Origin of the sequence: Polymorphobacter sp. PAMC 29334 (genome assembly GCF_019431245.1) — a bacterium.
GTDB classification, from domain to species: domain Bacteria; phylum Pseudomonadota; class Alphaproteobacteria; order Sphingomonadales; family Sphingomonadaceae; genus Polymorphobacter_B; species Polymorphobacter_B megasporae.
The window spans coordinates 1,719,090-1,736,541 of record NZ_CP080243.1; the positions used below are offsets into that span (position 1 = coordinate 1,719,090).

Annotated in this window: 17 protein-coding genes; 4 read left to right on the forward strand and 13 right to left on the reverse strand. The window is 65.4% G+C overall.

Features of this window, described 5'->3' with window-relative positions; genetic code table 11:
- The first annotated feature begins 79 nt into the window (after window positions 1-79).
- The gene (locus KZX46_RS12045; protein ID WP_219776768.1) at window positions 80-2,878 is read left to right on the forward strand and encodes a M14 metallopeptidase family protein; all 2,799 of its coding nucleotides are present in this window, start codon (window positions 80-82) and stop codon (window positions 2,876-2,878) included.
- On the opposite strand, the gene KZX46_RS12050 is transcribed toward KZX46_RS12045, so the two are convergent.
- The 3 genes from KZX46_RS12050 to KZX46_RS22895 form a co-directional block, all read right to left on the reverse strand.
- A complete protein-coding gene (locus tag KZX46_RS12050; protein WP_219776769.1) occupies window positions 2,873-4,357 on the reverse strand; it encodes a hypothetical protein in 1,485 nt (494 codons plus the stop codon). The genes KZX46_RS12045 and KZX46_RS12050 overlap by 6 nt on opposite strands.
- The gene (locus KZX46_RS12055) at window positions 4,354-5,085 is read right to left on the reverse strand and encodes an ABC transporter ATP-binding protein (RefSeq protein WP_219776770.1); all 732 of its coding nucleotides are present in this window, start codon (window positions 5,083-5,085) and stop codon (window positions 4,354-4,356) included. Before KZX46_RS12055 ends, KZX46_RS12050 begins: the two co-directional genes overlap by 4 nt.
- Window positions 5,086-5,221: 136 nt before the next feature.
- Window positions 5,222-6,214, reverse strand: a complete 993-nt coding sequence (locus KZX46_RS22895) for a PEPxxWA-CTERM sorting domain-containing protein (protein WP_226896248.1) — start codon at window positions 6,212-6,214, stop codon at window positions 5,222-5,224.
- Between the two features lie 191 nt (window positions 6,215-6,405).
- Here KZX46_RS22895 and KZX46_RS12065 point away from each other — a divergent pair, with 191 nt between their 5' ends.
- Both KZX46_RS12065 and KZX46_RS12070 read left to right on the forward strand, forming a co-directional pair.
- The gene (locus KZX46_RS12065) at window positions 6,406-7,791 is read left to right on the forward strand and encodes a sensor histidine kinase KdpD (RefSeq protein ID WP_219776771.1); all 1,386 of its coding nucleotides are present in this window, start codon (window positions 6,406-6,408) and stop codon (window positions 7,789-7,791) included.
- On the forward strand, window positions 7,788-8,432 hold the full coding sequence (locus KZX46_RS12070; RefSeq protein WP_219776772.1) for a response regulator transcription factor: 645 nt from the start codon (window positions 7,788-7,790) through the stop codon (window positions 8,430-8,432). Before KZX46_RS12065 ends, KZX46_RS12070 begins: the two co-directional genes overlap by 4 nt.
- On the opposite strand, the gene KZX46_RS12075 is transcribed toward KZX46_RS12070, so the two are convergent.
- Entirely contained in the window at window positions 8,401-9,051 is a 651-nt protein-coding gene (locus tag KZX46_RS12075) for a hypothetical protein (RefSeq protein WP_219776773.1), read from the reverse strand. The two genes, KZX46_RS12070 and KZX46_RS12075, sit on opposite strands and share 32 nt — an antisense overlap.
- 164 nt (window positions 9,052-9,215) lie before the next feature.
- Between KZX46_RS12075 and KZX46_RS12080 the strand changes: the two genes are divergently transcribed.
- Entirely contained in the window at window positions 9,216-9,491 is a 276-nt protein-coding gene (locus tag KZX46_RS12080) for a DUF1294 domain-containing protein (protein WP_219776976.1), read from the forward strand.
- Here the strand turns inward: KZX46_RS12080 and KZX46_RS12085 are convergent.
- From KZX46_RS12085 to KZX46_RS12125, 9 genes are all read right to left on the reverse strand, one after another.
- Window positions 9,473-9,970: a prepilin peptidase gene (locus KZX46_RS12085; RefSeq protein WP_226896249.1), complete on the reverse strand. Its 498-nt coding sequence runs from the start codon at window positions 9,968-9,970 to the stop codon at window positions 9,473-9,475. The two genes, KZX46_RS12080 and KZX46_RS12085, sit on opposite strands and share 19 nt — an antisense overlap.
- Before the next feature lie 2 nt (window positions 9,971-9,972).
- Window positions 9,973-10,932 (reverse strand): type II secretion system F family protein, encoded by a 960-nt coding sequence (locus tag KZX46_RS12090; protein WP_219776774.1) that lies wholly within the window; start codon window positions 10,930-10,932, stop codon window positions 9,973-9,975.
- Window positions 10,929-11,930, reverse strand: coding sequence for a type II secretion system F family protein (locus KZX46_RS12095; RefSeq protein WP_219776775.1), 1,002 nt, complete (start codon window positions 11,928-11,930; stop codon window positions 10,929-10,931). The genes KZX46_RS12090 and KZX46_RS12095 overlap by 4 nt, the downstream gene beginning before the upstream one ends.
- Window position 11,931: 1 nt before the next feature.
- Window positions 11,932-13,326: a CpaF family protein gene (locus KZX46_RS12100; RefSeq protein ID WP_219776776.1), complete on the reverse strand. Its 1,395-nt coding sequence runs from the start codon at window positions 13,324-13,326 to the stop codon at window positions 11,932-11,934.
- Window positions 13,323-14,489: a hypothetical protein gene (locus KZX46_RS12105; RefSeq protein ID WP_219776777.1), complete on the reverse strand. Its 1,167-nt coding sequence runs from the start codon at window positions 14,487-14,489 to the stop codon at window positions 13,323-13,325. Before KZX46_RS12105 ends, KZX46_RS12100 begins: the two co-directional genes overlap by 4 nt.
- A 15-nt stretch (window positions 14,490-14,504) precedes the next feature.
- Window positions 14,505-14,753: a hypothetical protein gene (locus KZX46_RS12110; protein WP_219776778.1), complete on the reverse strand. Its 249-nt coding sequence runs from the start codon at window positions 14,751-14,753 to the stop codon at window positions 14,505-14,507.
- Entirely contained in the window at window positions 14,750-16,045 is a 1,296-nt protein-coding gene (locus KZX46_RS12115) for a type II and III secretion system protein family protein (RefSeq protein WP_219776779.1), read from the reverse strand. The genes KZX46_RS12110 and KZX46_RS12115 overlap by 4 nt, the downstream gene beginning before the upstream one ends.
- 71 nt (window positions 16,046-16,116) lie before the next feature.
- Complete coding sequence (cpaB, locus tag KZX46_RS12120) at window positions 16,117-16,953, reverse strand: Flp pilus assembly protein CpaB (RefSeq protein WP_219776780.1); 837 nt, start codon at window positions 16,951-16,953, stop codon at window positions 16,117-16,119.
- 160 nt (window positions 16,954-17,113) lie between these two features.
- The gene (locus KZX46_RS12125) at window positions 17,114-17,293 is read right to left on the reverse strand and encodes a Flp family type IVb pilin (RefSeq protein ID WP_370647543.1); all 180 of its coding nucleotides are present in this window, start codon (window positions 17,291-17,293) and stop codon (window positions 17,114-17,116) included.
- Window positions 17,294-17,452: the final 159 nt, after the last annotated feature.

The window sequence follows — 17,452 nt, forward strand, 5'->3', positions numbered from 1 at the left end:
ACTGTCTATCGCGCCGCTAATCGCGCACTCTAATGCTGCGCTGCTCACTCGATACAGCGAAGCGTGGGGAAGGGGTTTTATGCGGCGGTTTCGGGGCGGCAGTTTTTTTGCGGCGGTACTGGCAGCAATCATCGCCATTCCCGGCGATGCCAGCGACGCTCCGGCGACGACGATCACCAATCCCGCGGCACTGCTGAAGTTCGAGCCCGGCGCCGACTATGTCCTCGCCAACTACACCCAGATCAGCGCGTGGCTTCATCAGATCGCGGGCGAGAGCGACCGCATCAAGCTCATCAGCATCGGCAAGACCGCCGAGGGCCGCGACCAATATATGGCGATCGTCTCGTCGCCCGAAAACATCCGCAATTTGGACCGGCTTCGCGAAATCTCGCGGCGGCTCGCGCTCGCCAAGGGTATGACCGACGACGAGGCGCACAAATTGGCGGCCGAGGGACGCTCGGTCGTCTGGATGGACGCCGGGCTGCACGCGACCGAGGTCGTCCCCGCGCAGTCGCACATCGAGATCATCCACGAGATGCTGACTCGCAACGATCCCGAGACGCTGCGCCTGCTCGGCGACGACATCATGCTGTTCGTCTTCGCCAATCCCGACGGGCTTGAGCTCGTGTCGAACTGGTACATGCGCCCAGCCGATAAGGCGAAGCGGGTCAGCGATACGATCCCGATCCTGTACCAGAAGTACATCGGCCACGACGACAACCGCGACAGCTTCGCCTCGACCCAGCCCGAGACGACCAATATGAACCGCGCGGCGTACCGCGACTGGTTTCCGCAGATCCTCTACAATCAGCACCAGACTGGACCGCTCGGTGCCGTCGTCTTCATCCCGCCGTTCCGCGATCCGTATAATTTCAACAACGAGCCACTGGTGATCAACCAGACCGATATCGTCGGCGAGATGATGCATGCGCGCCTCGTCGCGCAGGGCAAGGGCGGGTCGGTGATGCGGTCGGGCGCGCCATATTCGACGTGGTTCAACGGCGGCGTCCGGACGATCGGCTATTTCCACAACCAGATCGGCATCCTCACCGAGATCATCGGCAACCCGACCCCGTTCGACCTGCCGCTTGTGCCGGCGAACCAGCTCGCGCGCGAGGACGAGGTGATGCCGATCGCGCCGCAAAAGTGGCATTTCCAGCAGTCGCTCGATTACATGAAGGAAATGGACCGCGCGATCCTCGACTATGCGTCGCGGTATCGCGAGACCGTCCTGTTCAACCGCTACGTCATGGGCCGCAACCAGATCGCGAAGGGCAGCAGCGATAGCTGGATCGTGACACCGAAGCGGATCGAGGCGCTCAAGACCGCGGCGGCGGCGATCAAGACCGAGCACAAGGGCACCCCGCTCGATGGACTGACGGGGTATAACAGCCGCGATATCGTTCCCGCGAGCTTGTATCAGACGGTGCTGCAGGACCCGGCGATGCGCGCGCCCCGGGCATACATCATCCCGGGCGACCGCCAGCCGGATATGCCGACAACGATCAAGTTCCTCAACGCGTTGATCAAGACCGGGATCGAGGTCGAGCGCGCCGATGCGCCGTTCACCTTTGCCGGGGTGACCTATCCCGCCGGGTCGTTCGTCGTGCGGACCGATCAGGCGTTCCGGCCGCATGTCCTCGACATGTTCGAGCCGCAGGACCATCCGCAGGACTTCGCCTATCCCGGCGGGCCGCCGATCAAGCCGTACGACGTCACCGGTTACACGCTGGCGCTGCAGATGAACGTCCGCTTCGACCGCGTTCTAGATACCTTCGCGCCAAAGTTTCCGGCTGTCGCCGACGTGATCGACGCACCGCCCGCGGGTCACATTGTCGGGGAGGGGCTTGCGGGCTTCGTCGTCAGCCATGCGACGAACAACAGCTTCACTTTGTCCAACCGGCTGCTCAAGGCGCGACTGCCGGTGTTCTGGCTTAAGTCGCCGACGATCGTTGCTGGCGCGACCCTCGCGCCGGGTGCGCTGTGGATCCCGGCATCGGCGAGGGCGAAAGCGATCGTAGCTCAGAGCGTCGGCCCGCTCGGCATCGACGCCTACGCGGTCGCTGCAAAGCCTGCGGGCGACACCATCGCGGTCAAGCCCGCGCGGATCGGACTGGTCGATATCTATGGCGGGTCGATGGCATCGGGCTGGACCCGCTGGCTATTCGACCAGTTCGAATTTCCATACACCCGGGTCTACCCGCAGGAGCTCGACAAAGGCCGCCTCGACCGTAAGTATGACGTCCTGATCCTCCAGAGCGACATCCTCGGACGCGAGGAGGGCGGCGGTCGCGAACAGCCCAAGGCCGAAGATATCCCAGTCGAGTACCGCGCAATGCTCGGCCGGATCAGCGCCGAGCGTACCTATCCGGCGATCGCCAGCTTCGCCAAGGCCGGGGGCACGGTGATCGCAGTCGGCGACGCGTCGCGGATCGGCCCGGCGCTCGGCGTGCCAGTGAAGAACATCCTCGTCACCGCCGGGGGCGACGGCAAGGACAAGCCGATTTCGTCGAGCAAGTTCTACGTTCCCGGCTCGATCGTGACGGTAAAGGTCGATGTCGCCGACCCGCTTGCCTACGGCGTCCCCGAAACCGTCAACATGTTCTACAATAACAATCCGGTGTTCAGCCTGACGTCCGGCGCGACGACGGCGCGGCAGGTTGCCGGATATTACAACGACGACCCGCTCGTGTCGGGCTGGGCGTGGGGCCAGAAGTTGTTGAACGGCAACGCGAGCATCGTCGATGCCACGCTCGGTCGCGGCCGGGTCTATCTGATCGGCGGCGAGGTCACGCAGCGCGGACAGCCCTACGCCACCTTCAAGTTCCTGTTTAACGGCATCTTTGCTGGTCGTGCCGAAGCACATCGCGGGTCATGACGCAGGTTGGTCGCTCCGTGCCTCGACCGCCCCAGCCATGATCATTGCGCCGAGCAACGCCGGGGCGATTGCCCACAGCGATCCGCGTGCGGCGAGTGCGGCGGTACCGGCCCACGCGCCCGCCAGGGCGACCTCGCCGAGGCCGACGACGAACGACCCGGATTGGCGGCGACGGAAGGCTGAACGTGGCTGGGGGCGGCCGAACCACGCCTGAAGCAAGGCGGCGGTCAGCGCCGCGACACTACCCATGACGAGCACGACGAGCGCGGCCCATGGCGCAGCCTGCACGATGGCGAGCGCGGCGACGATCGCGACTCCGGCCGGTATCAGGCAGGCGGCAGCGAGCTTGGCGCGCTCGATCGCGGCGCGTGCCACCGGTGCCGCAGCGAGAAGATCGGGCGCGTCCTCGGCGCAGACGATGATCCACGCGAGCGACGATGCGAGCAGCCCGGCGCACGCGGTCGCGGCAGCGGCGATCCCTGGCGCATCGAGGCCATGCTTGTCGCGCAGGACCAGCGCGGCCAGCGGGATCATGTAGATTAGCCGCAGCGCGATCTGCGTGATGAGTTCGGGATCGCGCGCGATCAGCCGCAATTCCTTCGTCACGATGATCCGCGCGAGACCGGTGCCGAAGCGGACACGACGGTCGCGCGCGACTACGTGTCGAGCCCCGGTGTCGCTCGATGCCGCAAGATGCCGCGCGCCCGACCGTGTCGCAATCCACGTCGCGCCCAGCGCGATCGCAGCCATCGCCAGCAACGGTCCGCTTTCGCCGAGTACGGCACGCGCCGGCCAGTCGAGCGGGGCCGGCCATGGTGCCGTGACGAGGCGCGAAAGATTGTGCGACAGCGCCGGCGAGACATTTTGGAGCATGGCGAGCAGGAAGATCGCCCCGCCCATCACCGCCGCACCCAGCTGCGCTACCGTCCGCGCCCGCCGCGCGCCGATGGCATCGTAAAGCACTCCGATCAAACCGATCGAAATCGCCGTCGCGACTGTCGCGTCGACCGCGATCATAACGAGGCCGCCGAGCCAGCGCGGATGGCCGAGGATCGCAGAAGTAATCAGGAATGGCGCGGTGAACAGCAGGAACGGCGCGGCGACGGTGAAAATGACGCCGATCGCCTTGACCGCGAGCACGCGGGCCGGCGGCAGCGGCGCCGACAGCAGCAGGTCGAGATCCTGGCGCTCGTGGAACGTCCGCAAGACTGCGATCGACGCCGTCGACATCATCAAGATGAGGAGTCCGACCACCGCCGCGCCGAGGTAGCCGAGGACCGCGACGCGCATATGCTCGGAGACCGGGCCGACGTCGCTCAGCGACCACGCGAGAAGCACGCCGCCGATCGTCGGCACGGTCGCGAGCAGGATCGTCGGGACGTTACGCGCGAACCAGCTCGTTCGCGTTCCCGTACCGCGCAACGCAAGGCGCAATTCATGGCTGAGGAGCCGCGTAAACCCGCCCGGCGCCGGCCTCATTCGCCCGCCAGCGCGATGAACATTTCCTCGAGGCTGGCTCCGGTGTCGCCGCGGCGGCTGCGAAGCTCCTCGAGCGTCCCTTCGGCGACGAGGCGGCCTGCGCGGATGATGCCGATCCGGTCGGCGAGCCGCTCGGCGACCTCGAGGATGTGCGTCGTCAGGATCACCGTGCCGCCGGCGGAGACCCGCGCGACGAGCAGGTCCTTGACCTGCCGCGCCGCGCCCGCGTCGAGCCCGGTCAACGGCTCGTCGAGGATGAGCAGCGCGGGATCGTGGATCAATGCCCCGGCGAGCGCGGTCTTCTGCTTCATCCCGCGCGAGAAGGTTTCGCAGCGTGCGTCGCGCTGGTTCCACAGATCGAGCCAACGGAGCAATTCCTCCGCTTTCACCGCCGCAGGGCCGGGGTCGATGCCCCATAATCCGGCGACGAACTCGAGATATTCGAGCGGGCTCAGCTTGTCGTAGAGTAATGGATCGTCGGGCAGCCACGCGACCCTGCGCTTCGCCGCGATCGGATCGCTAAGCGCGTCGATCCCGAAAATATCGATGCCGCCCGAGTCGGGTGAGAGCAGCCCCGCGACCATCCGAAGCGTCGTCGTCTTCCCCGCGCCATTTGGGCCCAACAAGGCGTAGAGTTCGCCGGCGCGGACGACGAGATCGAGGTCGTCGACGGCGACGCGCGAAAACGATTTACGCAGCTTCGAGACGGTCAGCGCGGCGTCGGTCATCGTCGTCCCCCGGCCGCGGGAGTCGCTCCGCGGCCCAGGGCTTTGTGACTCGATTTGCCGTGACAGCAAACCGATAAGACGATGACCGCGCCGCGCTCCCCCGCTCAGGCGCGCAGTGGCGACGCGCGCCGAAGCCTCAAGCGGCGACCGCGATCCGGCGACGGCGGGCTGCCCCGCCGACGATGCCGAAACCGGCGACGAGCATTGCCCAGCTCGCTGGCTCGGGAACCGCGCCGGCGACGCTCGTCAGAAATACGCCCGAGTCCGACGTGTACGAGACACCGTCGACATGGCCGATCTTGATGCCGCCGCCGTGCGAATAATCGAGCGTCGAATTGTAGGTGTTAAGGCTGAGATTGAAGCTGATGGGAATGTCGGCGGTCGCGCCGGTGATCGCATAAATGCCGGAGAAGCGCGTATCGGTCGGGGTGTAACTGGCGAACGACGAGGAGACCCAGCCGCCGACCCGCGGATCGGAGGCATAGACAAATGTCGGTGAGCGGTAATTGCCGCCGTAATAGCCAGCGCCGTAATCGCCGAATTCATACGCCGAGGCACCGCCGAAATAGAAACCGTAGCCGAGCTCGGCGCTGGCGTGATCATAGTCGGTGGTGGCGACCGTGCCGGAAAAGGCAAAGCTGACCGGGATGTAGGTGATCGTGCTCGCGTTCGCGCCGGCAATCGTGAAATGCAGCGTGTCGGCGAGTTGCGCGCTCGCGTTCGCGCCGGCGAGGGGGCCGGCGGCGGAAGCGGTGAGGTAGATCTTGCCCGTTGCGAGGTCGGCTGAAGATGTGGCGACCGCCGTATCCGGCAAGCCGGTGACGCTGACCACGCTCGAATAATCGTTCGCCCGCGTCAGCGTGCCGGTGGTGTCGGTCGTGCCGCTAACCGTGACGGTCTGAAACGAGCTGTATGAGCTCGGGTCGCAATCGCTGCCGCCACCATCATTGTTGATGAAGCCTGCACCCGTCCGGCCTGAGTTATATAGCGCTGCACAGCCGCGATTATAGCTGCGTCCAGTGTTGGCGAAGGTGCTGACCGAATAGCCGGCGTGGGCCGGGGCCATGCCTATGATCAGGCTTGCGGTGCCGGCAAACGCAAGGGTTGCGCGGCGTATTGGGCGGATCATTCTAAGTCTCCTATCGACGGTCAAGGGCTGCTTCCGGATGTACGGACGTTAACTATTCAGTTTCTGGAACACTCGTACCGCCCACTCTGCGCCGCCGGTATCGGCCGGATGGTGGAGCCGGATGGCCGATGGCCGAACGGTGGTTTGACCTTTTGCGGGCTCCCGGCGAAGGTCGCCGCATGGCGCGATCCATGCCGAATATCCTGCGCGACGCGGTCAGCCCGGGTCTTGAACAAGCCGACCGTGACTATGCGGTGACGCATCCGCTGCGCCCGATGCTTACCGCCGGTATCCTGTCGCTCGGGCTATTCGTGCTCTCGTCGGTCCTGAGCTATGCGACCATCCGGGCGTCACCGCCGCCGCTGACGATGCCGCTCCTGATCTATACCGCGGCGTTCGTCCTCTTATGGGTTGCGGGACTGGTGGTCATGGTCGCGCGTCGTGCCGGCCACGCCGAGCGCGTCCGCGTGTGGAGCCGTCTCGCGATCTTCATCATTCTTGGCAGCCACCTGGCGTGCTTCGGCCTGATCTGGGGGGTGATGCCTTTCCTCCGCCTCGACGGTCAGCTTTTGCTGGCAATCCCGCTGATCGGATGCGTTCCGGTGCAGCTGATCTGCAGCCCAGAAAATAGCCTGGCCAATCGCAGCGGTGCCGTCGGGGTGATCGGCTCGCTTGGTGCCTTCTTCGCGACGCGCGGGACCGAATTCACGACCTTCGCCGCGCTGTATATCTTCGGCTTCGCGATCATCATGCTCATTTTGGGCGACCGGGTCGCGGGGACGGTCCGCGCCACCGTCGCTGCCCGGCTGGCGAGCGATGCTGCCGCGCGCAAGCTCGACCGGCTGCTTTCGGAGGTGGCGGCCGAGCGCGATGCCAAGACCAAATTCATCGCCGCAGCGTCGCACGATCTCGGCCAACCCCTTGCAGCGGCTGCATTGTTTTTCGACCAAAGCCTACGGACGACCGACGACCTCGCGCGGGCGAAGGCGATCGAAGGCGTCCGCCGCGCCTTCGCCTCCGCCGATCAACTGCTGTCGCACATGCTCGGCCACCTTCGGCTCGAGGCGGACGCGGTCGAGCCGCACCGATCGCAGGTCGCGGTCGGTCCGCTCCTCGCCCGGGTTGCTGCACAGTATGCGCCGGCTGCGGCGGCGGCGGGAATCGCCCTGCGCACCACTGGCGCACGGCTGTCGCTCCTGCTCGATCCGCCTCTAATCGAACGCGCGCTCGGCAACCTCATCGACAACGCGATCCAGCATAGCCGGGGGCGACGAATATTGCTGGGGGCACGGCGGCAGGGCGACATCGTTCGCTTGTGGGTCATCGACGACGGTGTCGGCGTCGCGCCGATCGATGCCCGGCACATCTTCGACGATTACTACCAGGCCGATACCGGCGGCGCGGCGCAACGCAACGGCTTCGGTCTCGGCCTGTCATCGGCGCGCCGGCTGGCGATCGTGATGGCGGGCAGCGCCGGACTCGATGCTCGCTGGCGACGGGGCGCGGCGTTCTATCTCGAATTCGGCGCTGCGTCGGTCGCGTCGTCTGCCAGGCGGCACGGAGAACTTGCGGCATGAAGGCGTGCCTCATCGCCGACGACCATGTCCTGATGCGTGAGGCGCTCGCAGGGACCGTTCGCATGGCGTGGCCCGATGTTGCCGTGACCGAGGTCGGCGACTTCACGAGCGCATGGGCCGCCGCCGCTGCGGGCCAGCCCGACGTTGCGATCGTCGACCTGATGATGCCCGGCGCGTCGCCGCTTGTCGGGGTTCGCGGAATTCGCGAGGCATCGCCGGAAACTGCGATCCTCATCGTGACCGGGACCGAAGACGACCGCCTGCTGCTCGACCTGCTCGATCTCGGAATTGCCGGTTTCGCGGGGAAGACTTCGAATGGTCAGATCATCGAAGCGGCGCTCCGCTTGATCGCTGCCGGCGGCCGCTATCTGCCGCCTCGTCTTGCCGAGATCGCCGCGTCGCGTCTCGACACCGGTCCGTCGGCGAAGTCTGCTCTACCTGCTGACCGCCCAGGCTTGACCGACCGTCAGATCGCGGTCCTGCGGCTGGTCGCGAATGGCCTGTCGAACAAGGAAGTCGCGCAATCGCTCGCCCTGTCGCCGGCGACGGTCAAGACCCACCTCGCCCATGTGCAAACGATCCTGGGAGCGAAAAACCGGACCGATGCGGCTAGCCGCGCCCGCGCCCGCGGCTTGCTTTGAGCGGACCGGGCGGCGTGCCGAAGATTACAGAGGGCTGGAGTGAAGCCCGGCCCGGTGCCGCGGCGAACGCGAGCAGGCGCGCGCCGATGCCGACCGCCGCGACGTAGCACGGCAGGATCAGGAGGAGGTACGCTGTCCAATAGCGAGTGCCGCCAGTCAGCCCGATCGACGTGCAGGCGGACGCGAGCAGCGACACCGGCCCGACGATGCCATGTGCCGCAAGCAGGTTGTTGGCAAGGATTACGACCTTGAGGTTGAGCAAGGTCATCGTCGCGGTAACGAGCCGCAAAGGCGACCGGGTCCGCGCGCGATGGTCGAGCGGTTTGATGAAGAAGATGTCGAACACGTGCCGCCACCAATAGGTCAGGACCGCCGTCGGCACCGTCGCCGCGCGACCGATGCCGAGGACAAATGCGCCCAGCAGGGGGATTAACAGAAGCGCGTTGCTCAGCACGAGAAAGCCGATGCGGATGCCGCCGTCGGCCCGCGCGGCGTTGGGATTGAGTTCGACGCCGGTGCCATTTCGTAATGACGCCAAGGTCGACAGAATGTCGCCGAGCGTCAGCAGGACGAAGGCGGCCGCCACCGCTCCGGTCAACCACCACGCCCTTTTCGACATCGTAAACATCTCATTTCTACCGCCAGCCAGGCGCAGTAAACATTCCGGTAACTCTACCTTATAGTGGTCTAAAGACTTACGAAAGCTGCTTAATTATTTCCTTTCAGCTTGAAAGCGCGCTGGGCTGCGATAAAATACCGTCGTTCGGTTAAGGCGATTGTGTGATGGCGTACGTCGGGTTTTTTCTGTTGATCAACGCCGGTGCGTTCTTCCTCTTTGCAGAAGACAAGGCGCGATCGGCGGCGGGACTGTACCGCATTCCAGAATTCCGGATGTTGATGTTCGCGGCTGCCGGCGGTTCGATCGGCGCACTGCTGGCGCAACGTGTCATCCGCCACAAGACGCGCAAGCAGCCGTTCGCCGATATGCTGCTGCTGATTTTCGGACTGCAGCTCGGGGCGGTCTTCGGGTGCGGCGCGCTCTATCTGGCGATCGTCTGAGCCTGCGCCGGCGATAATAGCGGCGGCACGCTCGCGAGGAGGATCGCGCCGCCAAGGATCGCGACTGCATAAGGGAGCGGTCCATTGTACTGGAACGCGGGGTAGGTCGCCCCCGGCCTTGCCAGCTTGCGGCCGACGACTGCGATCACCGCCATGGCCCCCCCGGCGAACACGGTTCCAAGCAAGAGTAACGGCAAGCCCGAAAAGCCCGCCCACAATGCGCACGCAGCGAGCAGTTTGACGTCCCCGCCGCCCAGCCAGCCGCGATCGAACAGCAATGCGCCGATGAAGAAAACGATCGCCCCCGCCGCAGCATGTTCCCACCATGGTTCGATCGTCGTCGCAGTGACCGCGAAGACGGCAAACAGCGCAGCAACTGCGATCGACCAACCGTCCGGAATCTCGAAATGGCGGATGTCGGCGTAGGCCGCGCCGGCGACGCAGGCGAGGGCCGCCGCGGCTGCGACTTGACCGAACACGATTATTTGCCCGCGTTGGCGAAGCTCGGAAGCAGGTCGCGCTTGACGAGGATCGCGCCGGGCAGGATCAGCACCGCGATCATCGTCGGCAGCATGAAGGCAACGAGCGGGATCGAGATCAGCACCGGCAGGCGGTGCGCCTTTTCCTCGGCGCGCATCTTGCGCGCCTCGCGCATTTCGATCGCATAGCATTTGAGCGCCTGCGCGATGCTCGACCCGAGCTTGTCCGACTGGATGATCAGCGTCACGAACGAGCCGATCTCGGCAACCCCGGTGCGGCGGACCAGCCCCTTCAGCGCGTCCTCCCGGCTGCGACCGGCGCGGAGCTCGAGCGCGACGACGGCAAACTCGTTGGCGAGCAGCGGATGCGACCGGCGGACTTCCTGCCCGACGCGGGTGAAACAGGCGTCGATGCCGAGCCCCGCCTCGACGCAGACGAGCATCAGGTCGAGCGTGTCGGGAAAGCCGTTGAGGATCGCCTTGCCGCGCGATGCAGCCCGGCTGCCGACGTAGAAGCCCGGCAGGTAGAGTCCGGCGAAGGCGAGCCCGGCAACGATCATATACAGCTTCACCGGCTTGGGGTCGGAGGTAAGCAGGACGATCGTCGCGCCAACGGCAGGCAGCACGAGGGTCAGGATTGTGCGAACGAGCATGAACAGACGCGCCGCATGCGGCTGGGTGAAGCCCGCCTGGACCAGCTTTTCGGAATGAACCCCCGGCTTGCTGTCGGCCAGTGAGACGCCGCGCTTTTCAATGCTGCGCACCAACCGCGATCCCAGCGACGGGCCCTGGTCGACGCGCAGGCTCGCCCGCGGGGCGGCGGTCGGCGCGGTCGTCCCTGCGAGGCGGTGACGCAGGTCGACCTTGTTGGCGAAGAGCGGCGCAAGACCGAGAAACAACAGGCATCCTGCGGCAAACACCACTGCAATCAACAGTCCCTGCGCGACGATCGGTGCGATCATACTTTGAGGTCCACCAGTTTGCGGATTGTCAGGATGCCGAGGGTGTAGAGGCTGAGGATGATGCCGACGCCGGGCATGAACCACGGATCACCGGCGACATCGAGATAGAATTCCGGGGAGCTCGTGAAGACGACGGTGAAGGTGAACAGCGGCAGGATCGACAGCATCGTGCCGATCATCTTACCCTCGCTCGCCAGCGCCTTGACCTTCATCACCATGCCCATCCGCTCGCGGATGACCTTGGTCAGCCCTTCGAGGATCTCCGCGAGATTGCCGCCGGTCTCGTTCTGGATCGCGACGCAAACCACGAACATCTGGACGTCCTGGCTGCCGATCCGGTTGCTCAAATTGGTCAGCGCCTCGCGCAGGTCGAGCCCGTAATTGACCTCGTCGATCACGATGCCGAACTCGGATCCGGACGGGTCCGCCATCTCGGTCGTCAGCAGGTCGAGCGCCGCCGACACCGGGTGGCCGGCGCGAAGGCCGCGGACGAAGATATCGAGCGCGACGGGGAACTGCCGGTCGAATTCCTTGATCCGCTTCGCCGCCCGCATGTTGAGGTAGAAGATCGGCATCGCGAAGCCGACGCCGATCGCAAAGATCGCCAGAAGCAGCAGTGTCGACAACGAATTGAACTGCGTCGTCAGTTGTGCGGCGAGCGGGAAAGCGACGCCGATCGATGCACTGGCTATCGCCATCATCGCCAGCATCCGCTGCGCGCTGATCCGCATTCCCGCCTGGGTCAGCTTGGGTTCGATCCAGCGGACGACGGGTCCAAGCAGCGATCCACGCGTCGCGCCGCGACGTTGCGGGCGCAGAAGCTGCATGACCTCGACGCGCGACTTGCCGGCGGCGATCAGGCCGAGGCGGCGGTTGACCGCCTGCTTTGACCGGCGCGCGCTGATCGTCCCCATGGCGAAGTCGGCGAACAATAGGGTCGCACAGAAGACGAGGGCGTATGCCGTCAGAGTCGCCCAGTTGGGCATCGCGGCGGCCACCTCAGGTCCCCATCTTATGGCTCGGATCGAACAGATGCGGTGGCAGATGGATGCCGCGCGCGATCAGATGCTCGATGAACTTCGGGCGGATGCCGGTCGCCTCGAAATGGCCGATGACCTTGCCGTCGTCGCCCATGCCGGTGCGCTTGTAGCGGAAGATTTCCTGCATCAGCACGGTCTCGCCTTCCATGCCGGTTACTTCGCTGATCGACATCACGCGGCGCGAGCCGTCGCTCAGCCGGGCAAGCTGCAGGACGACGTGAATTGCCGCCGCGATCTGGCTGCGCGCGGATTTCGGGCTGATGTCGATCCCGCTCATGCCGATCATCTGCTCGATGCGGCTGAGTGCGTCGCGTGGCGTGTTGGCGTGGACCGTCGTCATCGACCCGTCGTGCCCGGTGTTCATCGCCTGGAGCATGTCGAAGGCCTCACCGGCGCGGATCTCGCCGAGGACGATGCGGTCGGGCCGCATCCGCAGCGCATTCTTGACGAGCTCGCGCTGGTTGATCTCGCCGCGTCCCTCGATGTTCGCCGGCCGGGTTTCGAGGCGGACGACGTGGCGTTGCTGGAGCTGGAGCTCGGCCGAATCCTCGATCGTCAGGATGCGTTCGGTGCCGTCGATCGCTGCCGACAGTGCATTGAGCATCGTCGTCTTGCCCGATCCGGTCCCGCCCGAGATGATGACGTTGCGCCGGGCCTCGACGACGCCGAGTAGCACGTCGGCCGCCTCCTGCGGCAGCGCGCCATAGCCGACGAGCTTCGACATATCGATCGGCGTTTTCGAGAATTTTCGGATCGAGAGCAAAGGTCCGTCGACCGCGAGCGGCGGGATGATCGCGTTCAACCTGCTGCCGTCGGCCAGTCGCGCGTCGACCATCGGCGAGCTTTCATCGACCCGGCGTCCGACCGCGCCGACGATCTTCTGGATGATCCGGAGCAGGTGGCGGTCGTCCTTGAAGCGCGTCTTGACTTCTTCGATGCGGCCTTTCCGCTCGACGAAGACGACATTGCAAGTGTTGACCATGATGTCGGTGATCGTCGGGTCCTTGAGCAACGGCTCGAGCGGCCCGAGGCCCAGCAGCTCGTCGAGAATGTCCTCGATCAGTTCGCCGCGTTCGGCGAGGTTTAGCGCATGGTTCTGCTCGACGAGCATGTCTTGGACGATGTCGCTGACCTCGACCGCGATCTGCTCGCGGCTCATCGTGTCGAGCGCCGACAGGTTGATCCGCTCGATCAGCCGCTGGTGAAGGTCGACCTTGAGATCGGTCCGCCGCTCGCGTTGCGGCGCGACGATGGCGGAAGCCGCGGCTTTGGCCGGCATGCTCGCTGGCGCCGCCGGGCGCGGCTGGACGACGAGCGGGGGCACGAGCGACGATTTGCGGGTCGGCCATATCATGCTGCAAGCACCGTGGTCAGGCCCGTGATCAGGCCGATGAGGTCCGCTTCGAGCGGCGAGCGGCTCCGGATGCTGCCGATCGGCCGCCCCTGGTCGATCGCGCTCGTCATCGTCGCGAAATCGTTGGCGATCGTGTAGTCGACCCGCCGCCGCAGGACGCGCTCGCTGTCGCCCATGTCGATGGTGCGGAACAGCGTTTTGGGAACGCGATTGAGCACGATCTTGAGCGGCGCCGAGACACCGTTGGCCTCGATCAGATCGAGCTGCCGCCGCGCCTGGCGCAGTCCCGGCACGCTCAGGTTGGTGACGAGGCACGCGGCATCGGAATGCGCCAGCGCTGCAAGCGACCACGGCGTCCACGCCGCGGGCAGGTCGACCAGCACGACCTCGAACGTCTGCGCCGCGAGGGTCAGGATTTGTGCGACGATCGCCGGGGTCAGCGATTCGAGCGGGGCGATGTCGCGCGGGGCCGCGATGATCGTCAGGCCCGAACTGTGCTGCGCAGTGATCGTCGCGAACAGCGTATGATCGAGCCGGTCGCGCGCCTCGATCAGGTCGAGCATGCCGAGTTGCGGCTGCATGTCGAGGTATAGCGCAACCGCCCCGAACTGCAGGTCGAAGTCGATCAGGCAGGTCGTCTGGCGGACGCTCCACAAGCAGCCGATCTGGGTTGCTATCGCGGTAGCGCCAGCGCCACCGACCGCGCGGAGGAAACTGATGATCCGGCCCTTTGCCGCCGCCTGCGGGCGAGTGGAGAGCGTCCGCCGCGCGGCGTCGAGTGCCTCGTGGAGGTCGCGGACATCGAGCGGGAGCGCCACCGCATCGACCGCACCCGCCCGCATCAGCGACCGCACGGCCGACGCGTCGAGGGCACGGGCCGCGGCGATCACCGGACGCGGCTGCTCGGCGACGACGCGGGCGAAGGTCTCGATTTCACCCGGCCGATCGAGCCTCACCTCGACGATGACGACGTCGGCCTGACGCATAAACGGCAGCGCCGGGTCGAGTTCGGTGAGCGGAACGAGGTGAAGATGAAGATTGGCCGACGCGAGCGCGACTGCCGGAATTGGCGACGTCGTCGCGGGATCGACCACGACGGCGACACGCAACGTCCGCAGCCGGTCGCTGGCCGCTTCGGGCATGCCAATGGGCAGCGCGCTCATCTGAGTGCTGCCCGGCTATCCACCGGACGCTCCGACCGTCGACGTCGTCGCACGGGCGGGGGCCTTGACCTTATCGCTTTCCAATCGCCGGATTGCGCCGACGGCCAGAACGCCGTTCCCGCCTTCGATTGCCGGGCCGCGAGGGCCGGGCGGGACGATCATCGCCTCCAGATTGGCGCGCGTCGCGTCGCCGAGATGCGGATCGGCATTGAATGCCGCGAGCGGCGTCGCCAGGAAGCTGGCGGCGGCGATGATCAGGATCATGGCTTGACCTCATGGGGCGCCTGGCGGGCGCCGAGCAGGAACTGGCTGGCTTCGTCGGGCGCGCGGAATTGCTCGGTCGGCAAGTGGAGCGCCTCGGGTTTCACCGGGTGGACAAGGTGCGGGGTGACGGTGATGACGAGCTCGGTTTCGCTGCGGTCGAAGCGTGTCGAGCGGAACAGCGCGCCAATGATCGGTAGGCTGCCGAGCAGCGGAACCTGCCGGATCGTGTCGGCGAAATCGGCACCGATCAGCCCGGCGATTGCGAAGCTCTCGCCGTCACGCAGTTCGAGCGTGGTCTTCGCCCGCCGGGTGCGCAGCCCCGGGATGACGATGCTGTTGAGCGTGATCGACGCCGCGGGATCGATCGCGCTGACTTCGGGAGCAACGACAAGGTTGATCATGCCGTCGGCGAGCACCGTGGGGGTAAAGCCTAGGCTGACGCCGAACTCTTTGGGGGCGACGGTGATCGTCGCGATCGCTCCGGCGGTTGCAGGCGACGATGCGATGGGTACGGGAAACTCGCCGCCTGCGAGGAACGATGCGGTCTCTCCTGAAAGCGCGACGAGGTTGGGTTGTGCGAGGGTCGTAACCAAGCCCTTCTGCTCGAGCGCATCGAGGGCAACATTGATGTTGACCGCGCCGATACCGAAGCTGCCGCCGATCGTCGCCGTCGAATCGGTGCTCGTGCTGCCGGTCTGCGAGGAGAAGTTGCCGCTGTTCGAAAGCGCCAATGTGCGAATCCCGAGCGAGCGCGCCGTGCTCCGCTGCATTTCCGAGAAACGGACTTCGAGGAGGACCTGTTGAGGTGCGCCAAGAGCGAGGAAGTTGATCGCCTTTCCCGGCGCGAACACTTCAGCGAGATGCATCGCGCGTTCGGCAACGACGGCGTTCGATACGGTCCCTTCCAGCAGGAGTGAGTCGCTGGTCGGACGAACGCCGATCTTTTCATCCGGCAGCAACGCCGCGAGCTGCGTCCGCAGTCCCGCCGCATCCGGACCGACGGCGAGGTCGATCACCGCAACAAGTGTATGGCTGCGGTCGTAGACGGTGAGGTTGGTAGTCCCGATTTTCTTACCCAAGACGTAGATCGTGTCGCCATTCATCGGCAGGATGTCGGCGACCGCCGGGTCGCCGATGAGCACCTGAGCGAACGGGCGGCCAATTCGGAGCAGCTGGCTCTTGCCCTGGACGACGGCCAACTGCTGACCCGCCAGCCCAGCAAGGCTGGCGACCTGTGCCGTCGCCGACGACGGCCTAATCGAGGCGAATACGGCGGCAACAATTAGCGCCATACATCCCGCTTTGTGCTGGCGCCGCGCGGACGCGAGCAGGCTCCGTCGGGCCGGTGAACATGTAACCGGCATTATTGGCTCCGCGCGATCTGGTAGGTGGCACGGTCGACGCCGCGCACGATTTCGACGCTTGTCCTTGCGGTAGCGACAGGTTCGCGGCGGCTCACGTGGAGAATCCGGCGCGGAGCATGGTCGGCTGACGAGGTTGCGGGGCTTGCACGCAGATCGCTGACATGGACCGTTGTGATCGGCCCAGAAGCGGCGTTTGCCGGATTGCGCAGGACGAGGCTGACCGTGCCGACGGTCTGGGCGAGTGCGAGCTTTTGCGATTGGACCGGAGTGATTTCGATCGTCACGGTCTGTGCGACCTCGGGCTTGTCCTTGGCTTCGTTGGCGTCCTGGTTGACCGCGATCACCCGTACATTCTCGAACAGGACGTCGTTGAACGGCGTGTTGCTCTGCGTCGCCGCCTGGGTGATGAGAACGTCGACGCGCGCTCCGGGCAGGATGAAGCCGCCGGTGCCGGTGACGTCGGTGACGCGCACCGTGGCGGCACGCATGCCATCGGCGATCCTGGGAGCGATGCCGGGACGCGCGGTGCCGCCGGTCATCCGGCCGGCAAGCAATGGCTCGCCAGCGACCATCGGCAGCATTAACCCGCGGTCTGCAGGGATTGCGGCGAGCGACCGGAAACTACCGGCAGGAACACTGTCGGCAGGCCAGTCGATCAGCTTGAGCTTGGTTTTGTCGATCGCAGCCGCGGGCGGGAGGTCACTCGAGGCGACGACCACCGGGGTAGAACGGGGAGCAATCGCGGCTGTCGCGACGCCGGAACTACCCCCCGTTCCGATGTAGGTACGCATGAGCAGGACAGCAAGAAGACCGAGAACGATCGCGCCAATAAGCATGAAAAGCGACCGTTGCGGCACTACTGGCAATTCCTGTGGTTAAGCAACAGTAAGCAACTACGCACTACATCCATCACCTGCCCTTGCGACAGGGTAGGGCGATGGTCTTCGACAGCCCAAGCGCAGTTTCGACCTGTGCGCGCGGACCGAAGTCTGTCGATTACGTCGGAGTGTTGGTCGTGATCACGTTCGACGTGCCGTTCATGGCCCCGGAGATCGACCCCCTGAGGGCAATCGCGGCAACGACGATGCCGCCGCCGATGACCGCAAGTATCAGCGCATATTCCGCGGCTGATGCGCCGGACTTGCTGACTCGTACCCGCTTCAAAAGTTTCATCATACTATTACGCCCCTCTACTGACGCTGTTTCCAGCGCATACTATAATCCCTCGTTGAAACGACGAGAGTCTGCCCGACGAGCCTCTTTCGATATTGATGAAAGAGGGTTGGTTCGACTGCATGCACGTAGCGGGAGATTGCCACGTCCAATTCTCATGAT